Source organism: Komagataeibacter sp. FXV3 (genome assembly GCF_015155755.1).
In the GTDB taxonomy this organism is placed as follows: Bacteria; Pseudomonadota; Alphaproteobacteria; order Acetobacterales; family Acetobacteraceae; genus Komagataeibacter.
Map to the genome: position 1 here is coordinate 1 of NZ_VWPI01000001.1, position 15,665 is coordinate 15,665.

Annotated in this window: 12 protein-coding genes; 11 read left to right on the plus strand and 1 reads right to left on the minus strand. The window is 62.9% G+C overall.

Going from position 1 to position 15,665, the window contains the following annotated elements; all coding sequences use genetic code 11:
* The 4 genes from dnaA to gyrB form a co-directional block, all read left to right on the plus strand.
* The coding region (gene dnaA, locus F1542_RS00005; RefSeq protein ID WP_193731203.1) for a chromosomal replication initiator protein DnaA at positions 1–1,082 on the plus strand (1,082 nt) is incomplete at its 5' end.
* A 117-nt stretch (positions 1,083–1,199) separates the two neighbouring features.
* Entirely contained in the window at positions 1,200–2,324 is a 1,125-nt protein-coding gene (dnaN, locus tag F1542_RS00010) for a DNA polymerase III subunit beta (protein ID WP_193731204.1), read from the plus strand.
* 22 nt (positions 2,325–2,346) lie between these two features.
* Entirely contained in the window at positions 2,347–3,471 is a 1,125-nt protein-coding gene (recF, locus tag F1542_RS00015) for a DNA replication/repair protein RecF (protein ID WP_193731205.1), read from the plus strand.
* 90 nt (positions 3,472–3,561) lie between these two features.
* Positions 3,562–6,030, plus strand: coding sequence for a DNA topoisomerase (ATP-hydrolyzing) subunit B (gyrB, locus tag F1542_RS00020; protein ID WP_193731206.1), 2,469 nt, complete (start codon positions 3,562–3,564; stop codon positions 6,028–6,030).
* Positions 6,031–6,034: 4 nt separating this feature from the next.
* Here the strand turns inward: gyrB and gph are convergent, their stop codons facing one another.
* Entirely contained in the window at positions 6,035–6,715 is a 681-nt protein-coding gene (gene gph / locus F1542_RS00025) for a phosphoglycolate phosphatase (protein WP_193731207.1), read from the minus strand.
* A gap of 111 nt (positions 6,716–6,826) precedes the next feature.
* Between gph and glmU the strand changes: the two genes are divergently transcribed.
* The 7 genes from glmU to F1542_RS00060 all read left to right on the plus strand — a co-directional run bounded on the left by glmU (position 6,827) and on the right by F1542_RS00060 (position 15,546).
* Positions 6,827–8,194 (plus strand): bifunctional UDP-N-acetylglucosamine diphosphorylase/glucosamine-1-phosphate N-acetyltransferase GlmU, encoded by a 1,368-nt coding sequence (gene glmU / locus F1542_RS00030; RefSeq protein ID WP_193731208.1) that lies wholly within the window; start codon positions 6,827–6,829, stop codon positions 8,192–8,194.
* A complete protein-coding gene (glmS, locus tag F1542_RS00035; protein WP_193731209.1) occupies positions 8,194–10,017 on the plus strand; it encodes a glutamine--fructose-6-phosphate transaminase (isomerizing) in 1,824 nt (607 codons plus the stop codon). The genes glmU and glmS overlap by 1 nt, the downstream gene beginning before the upstream one ends.
* A 67-nt stretch (positions 10,018–10,084) precedes the next feature.
* Positions 10,085–11,080, plus strand: a complete 996-nt coding sequence (locus F1542_RS00040) for an FAD-dependent oxidoreductase (protein WP_193731210.1) — start codon at positions 10,085–10,087, stop codon at positions 11,078–11,080.
* 24 nt (positions 11,081–11,104) lie between these two features.
* Positions 11,105–11,305 carry a sulfur carrier protein ThiS gene (gene thiS, locus F1542_RS00045; RefSeq protein WP_193731211.1) on the plus strand — a complete coding sequence of 67 codons (201 nt, stop codon included), beginning with the start codon at positions 11,105–11,107 and terminating at the stop codon, positions 11,303–11,305.
* 5 nt (positions 11,306–11,310) lie between these two features.
* Positions 11,311–12,081 (plus strand): thiazole synthase, encoded by a 771-nt coding sequence (locus F1542_RS00050; protein WP_193731212.1) that lies wholly within the window; start codon positions 11,311–11,313, stop codon positions 12,079–12,081.
* Positions 12,078–12,698, plus strand: a complete 621-nt coding sequence (locus F1542_RS00055; protein ID WP_193731213.1) for a thiamine phosphate synthase — start codon at positions 12,078–12,080, stop codon at positions 12,696–12,698. Before F1542_RS00050 ends, F1542_RS00055 begins: the two co-directional genes overlap by 4 nt.
* Positions 12,699–12,921: 223 nt before the next feature.
* Positions 12,922–15,546, plus strand: a complete 2,625-nt coding sequence (locus F1542_RS00060) for a cation:proton antiporter (RefSeq protein WP_193731214.1) — start codon at positions 12,922–12,924, stop codon at positions 15,544–15,546.
* Positions 15,547–15,665: the final 119 nt, after the last annotated feature.

The following is a 15,665-nucleotide window of genomic DNA, read 5'->3' on the forward strand; positions in this document are numbered from 1 at the left end:
GTCCGGCAGCGCCCGCCCCCGTGGCGGAGGAACCGCGTCAGGCCGAAGTGCGCAGCGATCTTGCCGCCCCCCTGGATCCGCGTTTCACCTTCGATACCTTTGTCGTGGGCAAGCCCAACGAATTCGCCTATGCCTGCGCCCGCCGGGTTGCGGAACGGCCGTCCAGCCCCGGTTTCAACCCGCTGTTCCTGTATGGTGGTGTTGGTCTGGGCAAGACGCATCTCATGCACGCGATCGGCGCCGAACTGCTGCGTGAGGGCAAGGTATCCGTCGCTTACATGTCGGCGGAAAAGTTCATGTACCGCTTCATCGCGGCCATCCGGTCCCAGTCCACCATGGAATTCAAGGAACAGTTGCGCTCCGTCGATGTGCTGATGATCGATGACCTGCAGTTCCTGATCGGCAAGGACAATACGCAGGAAGAATTCTTCCACACCTTCAACGCGCTGGTTGATGCGGGACGGCAGATCGTGGTGTCGGCCGACAAGTCGCCTTCCGACCTGTCGGGGCTGGAGGACAGGCTGCGCACCCGCCTTGGCTGTGGCATGGTGGCGGATATCCATGCCACCACGTTCGAACTGCGTATTTCCATCCTTGAGGCCAAGGCCAGTGCGTCCGGCGTGGTGGTGCCCGCCAAGGTGCTGGAATTCCTCGCCCACAAGATCACGTCGAACGTGCGTGAGCTTGAGGGCGCGCTGAACCGCCTGATCGCGCATGCCAACCTGTTTGGCCGTCCCGTGACGCTGGAGGCGACGCAGGACGTGCTGCATGACATCCTCAAGGCGCATGACCGTCGCGTCACCATCGAGGAAATCCAGCGCAAGGTGGCTGAACACTGGAATATCCGCCTGACCGACATGTCTTCGGCCCGGCGTGCGCGCGCCGTGGCGCGCCCCCGGCAGGTGGCAATGTACCTGGCCAAGCAGCTGACCAGCCGTTCCCTGCCTGAAATCGGGCGCAAGTTCGGCAACCGTGACCATACGACGGTCATGCACGCGGTGACCCGGGTGACGGAACTGATGGAACAGGATCCTGCCTTTGCCGAGGATGTGGAACTGCTGCGGCGCATGCTGGAAAGCTGAACGAATTTAGGATTCAACGACCTCTTTACCAGAGTCGCAAGGGGCTGCTAGACTGGTCGCCCCCCGTCTGCACGTATGCCTGCCGTGACGGGACGGGATGTGGAGGATATTGTACCGATGAAGTTGAAGGCCGACCGCGTAACGCTGCTCAAGGCACTGGCCCATATCCAGAGCGTTGCCGAGAAGCGCAATACCATCCCCATCCTGGCCAACGTGCTGATCAATGTCGTGGACGGCGCCATGACCCTGACCGCCACCGACATGGAAATCGCGGTTGTCGAGGGCGTTGCGGCCGAAACCCATCGTGATGGCGCGGTCACGGCGCCGGCGGCTGTCCTGTATGAAATCGTGCGCAAGCTGCCCGATGGCGCGCAGGTTGAACTGGACCATGCCGGGGGCGATGCGCCGCTGGGCCTGCGGGCGGGCCGGTTCGCCACCAGCCTGAACGTGCTGGACGTGGATGATTTCCCGTCCATGATGGCGGGGAACCTGCCGCATGAATTCAGTATTCCGGCACAGGTGCTGCGTGGCCTGATCGACCGCACGCGGTTCGCGATTTCCACCGAGGAGACGCGCTATTACCTCAACGGCATTTTCCTGCATGTGGCCGAAGGCGATGCGGGGCAGGTGCTGCGCGCGGTGGCAACCGACGGGCACCGTCTGGCCCGGGTGGAAACCGAACTGCCCGCAGGCAGTGCCGGCATGCCTGGTGTGATCGTGCCGCGCAAGACTGTGGCCGAACTGCGCAAGCTGCTTGATGAAGGTCCGGAGCAGGTTGATGTTGCCCTGTCCGATACCCGCATCCAGTTCTCCATCGGCAACATCACGCTGACATCCAAGCTGATTGACGGCACCTTCCCTGAATATGAACGCGTGATCCCGCACGGCAATGACAGGATCCTGCGCGTGGGCAAGAAGATCTTTTCCGACGCCGTATCCCGCGTGGCCGCGATCAGTCAGGAACGCTCCCGCCCGGTCAAGCTGAGCATGGCGCACAACCTGCTGACCCTGTCCGCCGCCAGTCAGGACCAGGGTACCGCGACGGAAGAACTGGACGAAAACCACGTCTCCTATGACGCAACCCCCATCGAGATCGGCTTTCAGGCCCGGTACCTGAACGACATTACCGATCAGGTGGAAAAGGAAGTGGAATTTGCCTTTTCCGACAGTTCCGCGCCCACCATCGTGCGTGATGTGGACAGCCCGTCCGCGCTGTATGTCCTGATGCCGATGCGCGTGTGATCACGCGCGGCCGTCTGGTCGCATGGCCTGCGTGACGCGGCTGGTTCTTACGGATTTCCGTAATTACCACCATCTTTCATGGAAACCGGCATGCCCGGTCACGGTCATTACCGGGCCGAATGGCAGTGGCAAGACCAACCTGCTGGAAGCGGTCTCGCTGCTGGTGCCCGGACGTGGCCTGCGGGGCGCGCGCATGGATGAACTGCCCCGTAACAATGCCATCCTGTGGGGTGTTGCCGCTGATGTCGCGGCGCAGTGGGGTGATGACGCCCTGTCCATCCAGATCGCCACCGGGGCCGATCCCGTCCGGCCTGAACGACGGGCGTTCCGTGTTGATGGGCAGGCCCTGCGCAACCGCGATGCCGTGGGTGAATATTTTTCCGCCGTATGGCTGACACCACAGATGGACCGCCTGTTTCAGGAAGGGGCAGGCGGTCGTCGCCGCTTTCTGGATCGGCTGGTGCTGGCGCTGGAACCTGGCCATGCGCGGGAACTGGCGGCCCATGACCGCGCGATGATGCAGCGCAGTCGCCTGCTGGCGCAACGTGGGGCGGATGAGGACTGGCTGGCCGCCCTTGAACGCACCATGGCGCGTCATGCCGTGGCCGCGGTTGCCGCCCGGGTGGATATGGTGGCGCGGCTGAATGCTGATGAACAGGCGGTGGCCGATGGCTTTCCCGCCGCGTGGCTGGAACTGGACTGCGCGATTGCCGACCGGTTGCGCGAAATGCCCGCCCTTGCGGTGGAAGACTGGCTGGCGGAACAGATCGCGGCCATGCGTATGATCGACCGCCAGCGTGGGGGAAGTCGCTTTGGCGCGCACCGTACCGACCTGCGCATGGCCGACCGGCTGAGCCTGCGCCCGGCCAGCCAGTCCAGCACGGGCCAGCAGAAGGCGCTGCTGCTGGGTATCGTCCTGTCACATGCCCGTATCCTGGCCGCATGCCGGGGGCAGATGCCCATGCTTTTGCTGGATGAACCGCTGGTGCATCTGGATGATGTGCGACGCGATGCCCTGTTCCAGGCCATTGGACGGATGGATACGGGCGTGTTCCTGACCGGCACGGACCACGAACAGTTTGCCCCGTTGCGCCAGATTGCCGAATTCGTGACGCCGGTCGAAGGTAATCTCGCGCCACGTGCATGATTTCGGTGGGGAATGCTGGTTCAGCCGGGTGGTTCAGGCTATAATGCATTCTGTTATTTTGTTGTTGTCCGCTGTGGAGCATCTGCCGGCATGTCCGATCAATCCAGTCCCGATCAGAAACACGATGCCGAGGCCGTGGGGGGTGTGACACCCGCTGCGGACTATGATGCGGCATCCATCTCGGTTCTGAGGGGGCTGGACGCGGTACGCAAGCGCCCCGGCATGTATATCGGCGATACCGATGACGGGTCGGGCCTGCACCACATGGCCTTCGAAATCATCGATAATGCCGTGGATGAGGCGCAGGCAGGCTTTGCCACCACCTGCATCGTGACCCTCAACGGGGATGGCAGCGTCAGCGTACGTGACGACGGGCGTGGCATCCCGACCGACATGCACCATGAAGAAGGGGTAAGCGCGGCCGAAGTCGTGCTGACCAAGCTGCATGCGGGCGGCAAGTTCAACCAGAATTCCTACAAGGTATCGGGCGGCCTGCACGGTGTGGGCGCTGCCGTGGTCAACGCGCTGTCGGAATGGATGGAAGTCCGTATCTGGCGCGATGGCAAGGAACACATGATCCGTTTCCGCGCGGGTGAGCGCGATGAACCCCTGCGCGTGGTGGGCGAAAGCAGTGATCCGACCGGCACGCAGGTCACGTTCAAGCCCAGCGCCGGGACATTTGCCAAGGTGGAGTTCGAATTCCCGATTCTCGAACGTCGCCTGCGTGAACTGGCCTTCCTCAATTCCGGGCTGAAAATCGTCCTGCGTGACGAACGCCACACCCCGGCGCGTGAGGAGAAATTCCATTACGAAGGCGGCCTGTGTGCTTTTGTCGAATGGCTGGACCAGGGCAAGAACGCGATTGTCGAGCCGCCGATTACCGGCAGCCTGCAGAATGATGAAAACGGCATCAAGGTCGAATTCGCCCTGACATGGAACGACAGTTTCCATGAAACCATGCTGTGCTTCACCAACAACATTCCCCAGCGCGATGGCGGTTCGCACCTGGCCGGTTTCCGTCAGGCGCTGACCCGCGTGGTCGGTCGTTATGCCGAAGCCAATGCCAGCAAGAAGGACAGCCACGCCCTGAATGGCGAGGACATGCGCGAAGGCCTGACCGCCGTGCTGTCGGTCAAGGTGCCGGACCCCAAATTCTCATCCCAGACCAAGGACAAGCTGGTCTCGTCTGAAGTGCAGCCGGTGGTGCATGCCGCCGCCGCCGACATGATTTCCCACTGGTTTGAAACCCACCCCAAGGAAGCCCGCCACATCGTGGCGAAGGTCATGGATGCGGCCGCCGCGCGTGAGGCGGCGCGGCGCGCGCGTGAATTGACGCGGCGCAAGGGAGTGCTGGATATTTCCTCCCTGCCGGGCAAGCTGGCCGACTGTCAGGAACGCAATCCGGCAAAGTCCGAACTGTTCATCGTCGAGGGTGACTCGGCTGGCGGCACGGCCAAGCAGGGGCGTGACCGGCGGTTCCAGGCTATCCTGCCGCTGAAGGGCAAGATCCTGAATGTCGAACGCGCGCGGTTTGACCGCATGCTGGGTTCGGCTGAAATCGGGACGCTGATTACCGCACTGGGCACCGGGATTGGCCGGGGTGATGTGGAACATGGCGGCTTTTCGATTGAAAAACTGCGTTATCACCGCATCGTCATCATGACCGACGCTGACGTGGATGGGTCGCATATCCGCACGCTGCTGCTGACCTTCTTCTTCCGGCAGATGCCCGAACTGATTGAAAACGGGTACCTGTATATCGCCCAGCCGCCGCTGTACCGCGCCAAGCGCGGCAATGACGAGCGGTACCTGAAGGATGATGCGGCACTGGAATCCTACCTGCTGGACAAGGCGCTGGCCAATGCCACGCTGCAATATGCCGACGGGCGCGAGGTCGGGGGCGAGGCCATGCGTTCCGACGTGATGTTCATCCGTGACGTGACCCGTGCCCTGTCGCGCCTGTCGGCGCGGGTGCCGGTCTGGATTCTGGAACAGGCGGCGATTGCGGGTGCGCTGCGGGCTGACCCGCAGGCGGTGCCGGAACGGATTGTGGACCTGCAGGCGCGGCTGGACGCGGTGTCTCCCCCCACTGAACGCGGGTGGAAGGTTGCCGTCAGTGACAGCGGCCTGGAAATGGCCCGCAGCGTGCGTGGGGTAGGCGAGGTCTACCGCCTTGAGGCCCTGGCGCTGCGCAGCGCGGAAGTGCGGTGGCTGGCTGATCGCCACGACCGTCTGGTGGCTGATTTCGCAGGGCCGGTGCAACTGGTCATTGACGGGCAGCCCCAGCCCTTCAACGGGCCGGCATCGCTGTATGAACGGATTCTGGCGCAGGGCCGCAAGGGCCTGTCCATCAACCGCTTCAAGGGGCTGGGGGAAATGAATGACGAACAACTGTGGGAAACCACGCTGGATCCCGCCATGCGTACCCTGCTGCAGGTCAAGGTAGGCGATGTGGAAAACGCGGCGCAGGTCTTTTCCACCCTTATGGGGGATGTGGTCGAACCCCGCCGCGACTTCATTGTTGGCAACGCGCTGAAGGTTGCCAATCTCGACGTCTGACCGGTTACGCGGGCACCAGTTCATTGGCCAGATGGGGGATTTCGGAAATAGAATCGGCACCAACCGTGGCGCCCGCTTCCATTTCCGGGCGACCATAACCCCAGCGGGCGAAGATGGCGGGGACATGCGCCCCGATGGCGGTGGCCATGTCGTTATGATGATCGCCGGTCATGATCGCGCGCTTCGGGTCGCCATGCGCCATTTCAATCGTACCCAGCAGATGGCGCGGGTCGGGTTTGCGCACGCTGAAGCTGTCGCCCCCACCCACGGCCACGAACCATTTTTCCAGATCAAGGACCTGCAGGATATGGCGTGCCGCGGCAACGGGCTTGTTGGTGCAGACAGCCATCTGCCACCCTGCGGCCCGCAATTCCTCCAGCATGCCGATGGTGCCGGGAAAGGGGCGGGACAGGTTGGTTGAATGGGGCGTGTAATCGGCCATGTAGCGTCTGGTTGCTTCGGCTGCGTCAATGCCCGTGGCGGCGGATCCCGCATGGACCAGCAGGCGGCTGACCAGGACGGCCACGCCATCACCAATCATGGGGCGGACCTGCTGCGTTGCTATGGGTGGCAGGCCATAATGCGCCAGAAGCCGGTTGGCGCAGGCCGCAAGATCGGGAAGGCTGTCGATAAGCGTGCCGTCCATGTCAAAAACGGCAAGACGGGGCGGGAGAGAAGTCATCATGAACGCCTTTGAGCATATGAATGAAGTAGCAATCGGAAATTCTAAGTGATGGTATCGCGCGCGCATAAGGGTTTGACAGGCAACGCAGGGGCGGAGTACCCGCACACTGCCATGAATACCCAGACCGATACCGCAGTATCCGCCCCTGCACGCACCCTGTCGACCGCTGTCATACTGGCGGCGGGTCGTGGCACGCGCATGAAATCGCAGCGTCCCAAGGTCATGCACCCGCTGGCGGGGCAGCCCATGCTGCGCTACCTGCTGGATAATGCGGCCCGGATCTTTGACCGTATCGTGGTGGTGGTGGGACCGGACATGGATGATGTGGCGGCCCTTGCCGCCGCGCATCAGGTCGTGGTGCAGCAGGACCGCCTGGGCACCGGCCATGCCGCACGCCAGGCCGAAGCCCTGTTTGGCGATGGTGATGTTGCGGTCCTGTATGGCGATAACCCCCTGATCACGCCCGATACCATGCGCGCCCTGCTGGAACAGCGCCGCAGCAATGATACCGGCCTTGCCCTGCTGGCGATGGAACCGGCCGATCCGGCGCGTTATGGCCGCGTGGTGACGCATGACGGGCGGGTTGAACGGATCGTGGAGTGGGCGGACGCCACTCCGGCGGAGCGGGCAATCCGGCTGTGCAATGCCGGCGTGCTGTGCGCTGATGCCGCTGATTTCCGCCGCTGGCTGGATGAAATCAATAACGACAACGCGCAGGGTGAGTACTATCTGGGCGATGTGGTGGCCCGCGCCGTGTCCGACGGACGCAGCGTGCGCGCGGTGGTAGCGCCGGAAGATGAACTGCGCGGTATCAATTCCCGCGCCGAACTGGCACAGGCGGAAGCCTGTGTGCAGGCGCGCCTCCGGCAGGCGGTGATGGATGGAGGCACGACGCTTGTTGCCCCCGATACCGTCTTCCTGTGTGCCGATACCGTGCTGGAACCCGATACGGTGGTGCATCCCAACGTGGTGTTCGGCCCCGGCGTACATGTAAAAAGTGGCGCGGAAATCCATGCCTTTTCGCACGTTGAGGGGGCAATCGTCGGCCCGGGTGCGCAGATCGGTCCCTATGCCCGCCTGCGTCCCGGCAGCGATGTGGGGGCAAGGGCGCGCGTGGGCAATTTTGTGGAAATCAAGGCCACGACACTGGGGGCGGGGGCCAAGGCCAGTCACCTGACCTATCTGGGTAACGCCACGGTGGGTAGCGGGGCCAATATCGGCGCGGGCACCATAACCTGCAATTATGATGGTGTGTACAAACACCGGACCGAAATTGGCGCAGACAGTTTCATTGGCTCGGATTCGGTGCTGGTGGCTCCCGTGCGGGTGGGCAGCGGTGTCATTACGGCGGCAGGCAGCGTGATTACCCATGATGTGCCTGATGACGCCATGGCCATTGGCCGGGCACGCCAGGCCAACAGGGCAGGATATGCCGCATCATTTCGCGAACGGCTGAAGAACAGGAAGGAACGGGGCTGATGTGTGGCATTGTAGGGGTTGTTGGCAGCAATCAGGCCACGCCGGTCATTCTGGACGCGCTGCGTCGGCTGGAATATCGCGGGTATGATTCCGCAGGGATCGCCACGCTGGAGGAAGGCCACGTCGAACGCCGGCGCGCGGCGGGCAAGCTGGACCATCTGGCCACCCTTCTGGCGCGCATGCCGCTGCCGGGTGTAACCGGCATCGGCCATACGCGCTGGGCCACGCATGGCGCGCCCACCGAAAACAATGCCCACCCTCACGGAACGGAACGCGTATCGGTCGTCCATAACGGCATTATCGAGAATTTCGAGGAACTGCGCCACGAACTTGAGGCGGCAGGGCAGGTCTTCTCGACCGATACGGACAGCGAGACGATCGCCCAGCTGGTCGATTACCACCTGCAGCGCGGCCTTTCCCCGCGGGAGGCCGCGCATGAATGCCTCAGGCGGCTGGAAGGCGCCTATGCGCTGGCCATGATCTTCGCGGGACATGATGGCATGGTCATCGGCGCGCGGCATGGCGCGCCGCTGGTGGTGGGCTTTGGCGATAACGAGATGTTCCTTGGCTCCGACAGCCTGGCGCTGGCGCCGCTGACACGCCGCATCGCCTATCTGGATGACGGGGACTGGACCGTGGTGACACCCGCGGGGGCTGCGTTCTTTGACATGGCGGGCAACCCGGTCGAACGCCCGGTCAGGCTGACCGCGCTGATCGCGGCATCGGTCGGCAAGGACGGCTACCGGCACTATATGGAAAAGGAACTGCACGAACATCCCGTCGTGATCGGGCAGACCCTGCAGCGCATGATCGACCCGGCTACCCGGCGTGTGGTGATGCCGGACCTGCCATTCGACCTTGCCGCCATTCCGCGCGTGGTGCTGACGGCCTGCGGGTCGGCTTTTTACGCAGGCATGATCGGGCGGTACTGGATCGAGCAGTATGCGCGCCTGCCGGTCGATATAGATGTGGCGAGCGAGATGCGGTACCGCAATCCGCCACTGGCCAGTGGCGGCCTCGGGCTGCTGATTTCCCAGTCGGGCGAGACGGCGGACACGCTGGCCGCCCTGCGCGGCATGCGTGAGGCCGGGCAGCATATCGTCTCGGTGCTGAATGTTGAACAGAGCACGATGGCACGTGAAAGCGACGCCGTGCTGGGCACCGTGGCGGGGCCTGAAATATCGGTCGCCAGCACCAAGGCCTTTACCGCGCAGCTGTCCGTCCTTGCATGCCTGACCATTGCCTTGGGCCGTGCGCGCGGACTGATGACCGCGGAGCAGGAGGAAAGCATGGTGACCACCCTGCTTGACCTGCCCAGCAAGGCGACCGAGGTCTTCGAACGCCATGATGAAATCCGCCGCATGGCCACCATCGTGGCCGAAGCGCGCGACGTACTCTACCTTGGTCGTGGGGCGATGTTCCCCGTGGCGCTGGAGGGCGCGCTGAAGCTCAAGGAAATCACCTATATCCACGCCGAGGCCTATGCCGCGGGCGAGATGAAGCACGGCCCGATTTCCCTGATCGACAACACGGTGCCGGTGGTGGCCACCGTGCCGTCGGGGCCATTGTTCGAAAAAACGCTGTCCAACCTGCAGGAAGCCAAGGCCCGCGGGGGGCGCCTGCTGGTGTTCACGGACATGGCCGGGGCGCCGCGCCTGCGTGAAATCGCGGAATGCGTGGTGGCGATCCCGACCGTGGATGAATTCGTGGCCCCGATCCTGCAGACCATCCCGGTGCAGATCCTGGCCTATGAGGTCGCCCTGCTGAAGGGCACGGATGTGGACCAGCCGCGCAACCTCGCCAAATCCGTGACTGTTGAATAGACACGTCAGGCATAACCGGCACAATCACAGCAAGATACAGACAACCGCTACAGGGGATACGACGCATATGGCAGCACAAACGGCAATCCCCCACGGGGCGGGACCGTCCGTCCTTGTGCGTGGCGCTGGTGTGTCGGGCCTGACGGCGGCGGTTACCCTGGCTGAACGTGGCGCGCGGGTCAGCGTGCATGAATGTGGCGGTCGCGTGGGCTGGGGCGCGTCATGGAAGGCGGGCGGCATGCTGGCGCCGTGGTGCGAGGCGGAATCCGCAACCCCGGAAGTCACCGCGCAGTCCCTGGCCTCCCTCGACTGGTGGGACCAGCATGTCCCCGGCGTGGACCGCAACGGTACCCTGGTGCTGGCGCCCCCGCGTGATGTGCGTGAAATCATGCGGTTCGCACGCAGGACTTCGCATTTTTCCACGATTGGCGAAGCCGGGATCGCGCAACTGGAACCCGACCTTGCCGACCGTTTTTCCCGTGCGCTGTTTTTCGCAGGTGAAGGGCACGTCAACCCGCGCGACGCCTTGCAGGCGCTGGCGGCGCGGCTGGTTGAACTGGGGGGCAACCTGCATTTCAACGTGCCGGTTGACGCCAGCACGTCGGGCTATGACTGGGTGGTGGACTGCACCGGTATTGCGGCCCGCGACCAGATGGTTGATATGCGCGGGGTGCGCGGGGAAATGCTGTTGCTGCGCTGTCCCGATGTCACGCTGCATCGTCCGGTGCGCATGCTGCATCCGCGCATTCCCATCTACATCGTGCCCCGTGCGGGGCATGTGTACATGGTGGGGGCGACCATGATCGAAAGTGAGAACGCGGGACCCATGACCCTGCGTTCAATGGTGGAAATGCTGGGTGCGGTCTATGCCCTGCATCCCGCGTTCGGGGAGGCCGAGATACTGGAAACCGGCACCGGCCTGCGCCCGTCCTATCCCGACAACATGCCAGCCGTCAGGCAGTCGGGGCGGCATATCCATATCAATGGCATGTATCGGCATGGTTTCCTGCTTTCACCCGTTCGCGCGGCCGAGGCGGCCGATATCGTGTTTGACAGGGGCTGAACCCGCCATAAGGGGAGGACGGACATGCGGATTCTGGTGAACGGCGAACACCATGACGTGACGGCGGCAAGCCTGGCAGCATTGCTTGATGAACTGGGATATGATGCCACTGCCCGCGTTGCGACCGCGGTGGATGGCAGCTTTGTCGCGGCCGGCCGGCGCGCGACCCACCCCCTGCATGACGGGGCACAGGTGGAAATTCTGGCCCCCATGCAGGGAGGATAACCGCAATGACCCTTTTTTACGGCACTGAACTGTCGTCACGCCTGATGCTGGGCACGGCGCAGTACCCATCCCCCGAAATACTGGCGGATGCCGTGCGCCGGGCCGGGGCCGGGGTGGTCACCGTCTCGCTGCGGCGCGAGGCCGCAGGCACGCGCGCGGGGCAGGCGTTCTGGGCGCTGATCCGGGAACTCGATGTGCCCGTCCTGCCCAATACGGCGGGCTGTCATACGGTGCGTGAAGCGGTGACCACGGCGCAGATGGCGCGTGAGGTCTTTGGCACGGACTGGATCAAGCTGGAGGTGATCGGGGAATCCGATACCCTGCAGCCCGACATGTTCGCGCTGGTCGAAGCTGCCCGCATCCTGACGGAAGACGGGTTCAGGGTCTTTCCCTACATGACCGAGGACCTGGTTGGTGCGGAACGCCTGCTGCGCGCAGGATGTGAGGTGCTGATGCCGTGGGGCGCGCCCATCGGGTCGGGCAAGGGGCTGAACAACCTGTTTGGCCTGCGGGCGCTGCGGGCCCATTTTCCCGATGTGCCCATGGTGGTTGATGCCGGGATAGGTGTGCCGTCCCATGCCGCGCAGGCGATGGAACTGGGTTATGACGCGGTGCTGATCAATACGGCGGTGGCCAAGGCGGGCAATCCTGCGGAAATGGCGCGTGCCTTTGCCATGGCGGTGGAGGCAGGGCGCATGGCCTATATTGCCGACCCGATGGAAGAACGTGACATGGCCGTGCCCTCCACGCCCGTGATCGGGCAGGCCGTGCTATGACCACGGTGCTTCCGTCCCGTATCTATCCGGTCGTGGACGCGGCGCACTGGGTCGGCAGTCTGGGGCAGGCGGGCGCGCGGCTGATCCAGTTGCGGCTCAAGGACATGGGGGAGGATGAACTGCGCCGCGCGGTCCGTGAAGCCCTTCGCCTGGCTCGCGCGCATGATGTCTGCCTTGTGCTGAACGATTACTGGCAGGTGGCGATTGAGGAAGGGGTGGATTTCATCCATCTGGGGCAGGAGGATCTGGATACGGCGGACCTGCCTGCCATCCGCACGGCAGGGCTGAAACTGGGGGTCAGCACCCATAGTGATGCTGAACTGGACCGCGCGCTGTCGGTTGCCCCGGATTACGTGGCGTTGGGGCCGGTCTGGCCCACGAAGCTGAAGAAAATGCCCTGGGGGCCGCAGGGTACGGAAAAACTGTCGGTGTGGAAGCAGCGCATTGGCGATATCCCGCTGGTCGCCATCGGGGGGATTACCCTTGCCCGCGCGCCACTGTGTATTGCGGCGGGGGCGGACTGTGTTTCGGCAGTGTCCGATTTTATCCGCATGCCGGACCCGCAGGCACAGGTCCGGGCATGGCTGGCTGCCACTGATCATCCGGTCAGGGTGTGAAATACTGGAATATAATGTGATGCATCATGTGTTGTTGATGCAACGTTGGTGTGGCATTATTGATACGCGGCATATGAGTATGTGAAGGAACGTCTTTCACAGCCAGATGTTGGTCTTATAAGCCAGATTCTGTTGATTTGAAACGCGGTGGACATAATCTGTTCATGGTCAGCCATTAGGATCGGTCTGTAAGCATGATATGGCCGGAAGTCGGGGATTTTGAATGGAGATAGCGGGTCTGGCAGCAATTCTGATGGCGATTGCCGTGCTGCTTGTCGTGGTCAGCGCGGTCCAGCCGCTTGCCCGCCGTCTGGAATTGTCCGAAACCGTCCTGCTGGCCATTGTGGGTATCGTGATCGGGGGCGCAGCCGACCTTGTGCTGCGCAATTCCCATCTGGAAATATTCAATGGTGCGGCACAGACGCTGCTGGATTTCCCGCTTAACAGCGAAGCGTTCCTGCTGATTTTTCTGCCTATACTGGTATTCCAGGGGGCGCTGGGCATTGATGTGCGCAGGCTGGCGCATGAAACCGCGACCGTGCTTCTGCTGGCGGTGGTGGCGGTGGCGGTCTCGACCGCGGCCATCGGTTTTGCGCTGTATCCCTTTGCCGGCATGCCACTGGCGGTGTGCCTGCTGCTTGGTTCCATCGTGGCGACGACCGACCCTTCGGCCGTGGCTGGGATCTTCAAGGAAATTGGTGCCGCAAGCCGCCTGACCCGGCTGGTGGAAGGGGAGGCGCTGCTGAATGACGCGGCCGCCATTTCCATTTTCACCATCCTGCTTGGTTCCATCACCTCGCACCACAAGATCATGCTGGGTGGTGCGGTGCTGGAGTTCCTTGTCTCCTTCATCGGCGCGCTGATCATAGGCATCGTGTTTGGCCGCCTGACGCTTATGGTCATTCCCGCACTGGGTGCGGCACCGGCGGCCGAGGTCACGCTGACGGTGGCGCTGCCGTACCTGTCTTATATCGTATGTGATGAATTCCTGGGCTTTTCCGGTGTGGTGGCCACGGCGGCGTCCGGCCTGACGATTTCGATCTATGGCCCGTCCACCTTCCGCCCCCAGACCTGGCGCTTCCTGAACGAGTTGTGGCAGCAGCTTGTTTTCTGGGCCGGGTCGCTGGTGTTCGTGCTGGCGTCCATGCTGGTGCCGCGCCTGCTGGTGGGCATGACCAAATGGGACTGCGTGCTGATCCTGCTGGCCGCGGGTGCCGGGCTGCTGGCGCGTGGGGCGGTGGTGTTCGGCATGCTGCCCATCCTTGCCGCGACCAAGCTGTCACCGCCCGTGCCGACGCCGTTCAAGGTCACGATGGTGTGGGGTGGCCTGCGTGGCGCCATTACACTGGCGCTGGCGCTGGCGGTGACGGAAAACGAACATGTCTCCAGCAGCATCGCCCACTTTATTGGCATTATCGCCACCGGGTTCGTGCTGATTACCCTGTTCGTAAACGGGATGTCGCTGCGGTATCTGGTGCTGTTCCTCAAGCTGGACCAGCTGCCGCTGATTGATCAGGCGCTGCGCCACCAGATCCTTGCCATCGGGCTGGGTGAAGTGCGTGACCAGACGCAGGAAGTCGCAGGCGAACTGGGCTTTTCCACCAACGTCACCAATACGGTGGTGGAGGTGATCGACCGGCGCGTCCATTCGGAAGAGCAGGCCAATACCTTTGACACCGCCCTGGGTGACCGGCAGCGCGTGACCCTGGCGCTGATTGTCGTCGCCAACCGGGAACGTTCCATCCTGCTGGACCTGTTTCGCATACAGGGGCTGTCGCGCCGCGTGATGGAAACGCTGCTGCGCTCGGCCGAGGCCATGGTGGATGGCGCACGGCTGGAAGGACGCTTTGGCTATGTTCGCGCCCTGCGCCGCAGGCTGCGCCCATCGCTGCGTTTCCGTGTGGCGCAGGTGATCCATCATCGCTTCAATTTCGACACGCCTCTCATGTACTGCATGATGGAGCGGTTCGAGATGTTGATGATCGGCTATTTCGTCTCCCTGTCCCTGACCCGCTTCATGCGCCAGCGTATGGAGCCGACGCTGGGCACGCGTATCAGTGAAATCGTGGGTGAAGTGCTGGGGCGGCAGTGCAAGCTGCTGGATGAGGCATTGCAGACCCTGCGGCTGCATTACCATGGGTATTCCGAAGCGCTGGAAAACCGCATGCTGCGCCAGATCGCGCTCAGGCTGGAAGAAGAAAAATACGATACCCTGATGTCCGAATCGCTGTTGAGCGAGGAACTGCACCGTGAATTGCACCGCGATGTGGAACACCGGCGCGAACAGCTGGATTTCAGGCTGAAATTCAATATCCGGGCCGGGATCGAAAGCCGCATTCATAATTTTCCCCTGTTTGAGGGGATGGCCGATGGCGTGCTGCATGACATCGCGATGAAGATGTCCATTCACTTCTCATCCCCCGGTGAGCGGCTGTACCGCAAGGGGCAGAAGGTGCGCACGGTCTATTTTATCAGCGCGGGACTGGCTGAAACCCATTACCCCAAGCATGACGTGCGCTTTGGTGCCGGTGCGGTCCTGGGTGGGGAAGAAGCACTGAAGGACGAGCGTGTCACCGCAACCAGCCGTTCCCTGCAGTTCGGTCATTTCATGACGATGAGCGCGCGTGATTTCCGCAAGCTGGTGGAAGATTATCCCCGCATCGGCGAAAACCTTGAACGTCTGGCGCAGGCCCGCAACAAGGGCGAACTGCCCGATGCCCAGCTTCTGCCGCAGGATGGGGAAGACACACCAAAAAGCCCGCCGTCATATGACGCCATTGACCTGGCCACCGCACCCGTTACCCGCGCCATTCCCGTCCGGCAGGATAGTCAGGTCAGTGATGCCTGACCTGTCGGGGCGGCACTAATCTCCCCGGTTATACGGCGGCTATCGTAATGCCGGGACCGGGCTGTTCAGGTTGCCTTGTCATGGACACGGGCTGCCAGTGCGCTGGTGCAGTCATCACT

Bases quoted from the DNA above. Each gene is read 5' to 3' on its own strand.
- thiS (WP_193731211.1), top strand. From the start codon at position 11,105: ATGCGGATTCTGGTGAACGGCGAACACCATGACGTGACGGCGGCAAGC.
- F1542_RS00050 (WP_193731212.1), top strand. From the start codon at position 11,311: ATGACCCTTTTTTACGGCACTGAACTGTCGTCACGCCTGATGCTGGGC.
- gyrB (WP_193731206.1), top strand. From the start codon at position 3,562: ATGTCCGATCAATCCAGTCCCGATCAGAAACACGATGCCGAGGCCGTG.
- F1542_RS00040 (WP_193731210.1), top strand. From the start codon at position 10,085: ATGGCAGCACAAACGGCAATCCCCCACGGGGCGGGACCGTCCGTCCTT.
- gph (WP_193731207.1), bottom strand. From the start codon at position 6,715: ATGATGACTTCTCTCCCGCCCCGTCTTGCCGTTTTTGACATGGACGGC.
- F1542_RS00055 (WP_193731213.1), top strand. From the start codon at position 12,078: ATGACCACGGTGCTTCCGTCCCGTATCTATCCGGTCGTGGACGCGGCG.
- glmS (WP_193731209.1), top strand. From the start codon at position 8,194: ATGTGTGGCATTGTAGGGGTTGTTGGCAGCAATCAGGCCACGCCGGTC.
- F1542_RS00060 (WP_193731214.1), top strand. From the start codon at position 12,922: ATGGAGATAGCGGGTCTGGCAGCAATTCTGATGGCGATTGCCGTGCTG.
- recF (WP_193731205.1), top strand. From the start codon at position 2,347: ATGGCCTGCGTGACGCGGCTGGTTCTTACGGATTTCCGTAATTACCAC.
- glmU (WP_193731208.1), top strand. From the start codon at position 6,827: ATGAATACCCAGACCGATACCGCAGTATCCGCCCCTGCACGCACCCTG.
- dnaN (WP_193731204.1), top strand. From the start codon at position 1,200: ATGAAGTTGAAGGCCGACCGCGTAACGCTGCTCAAGGCACTGGCCCAT.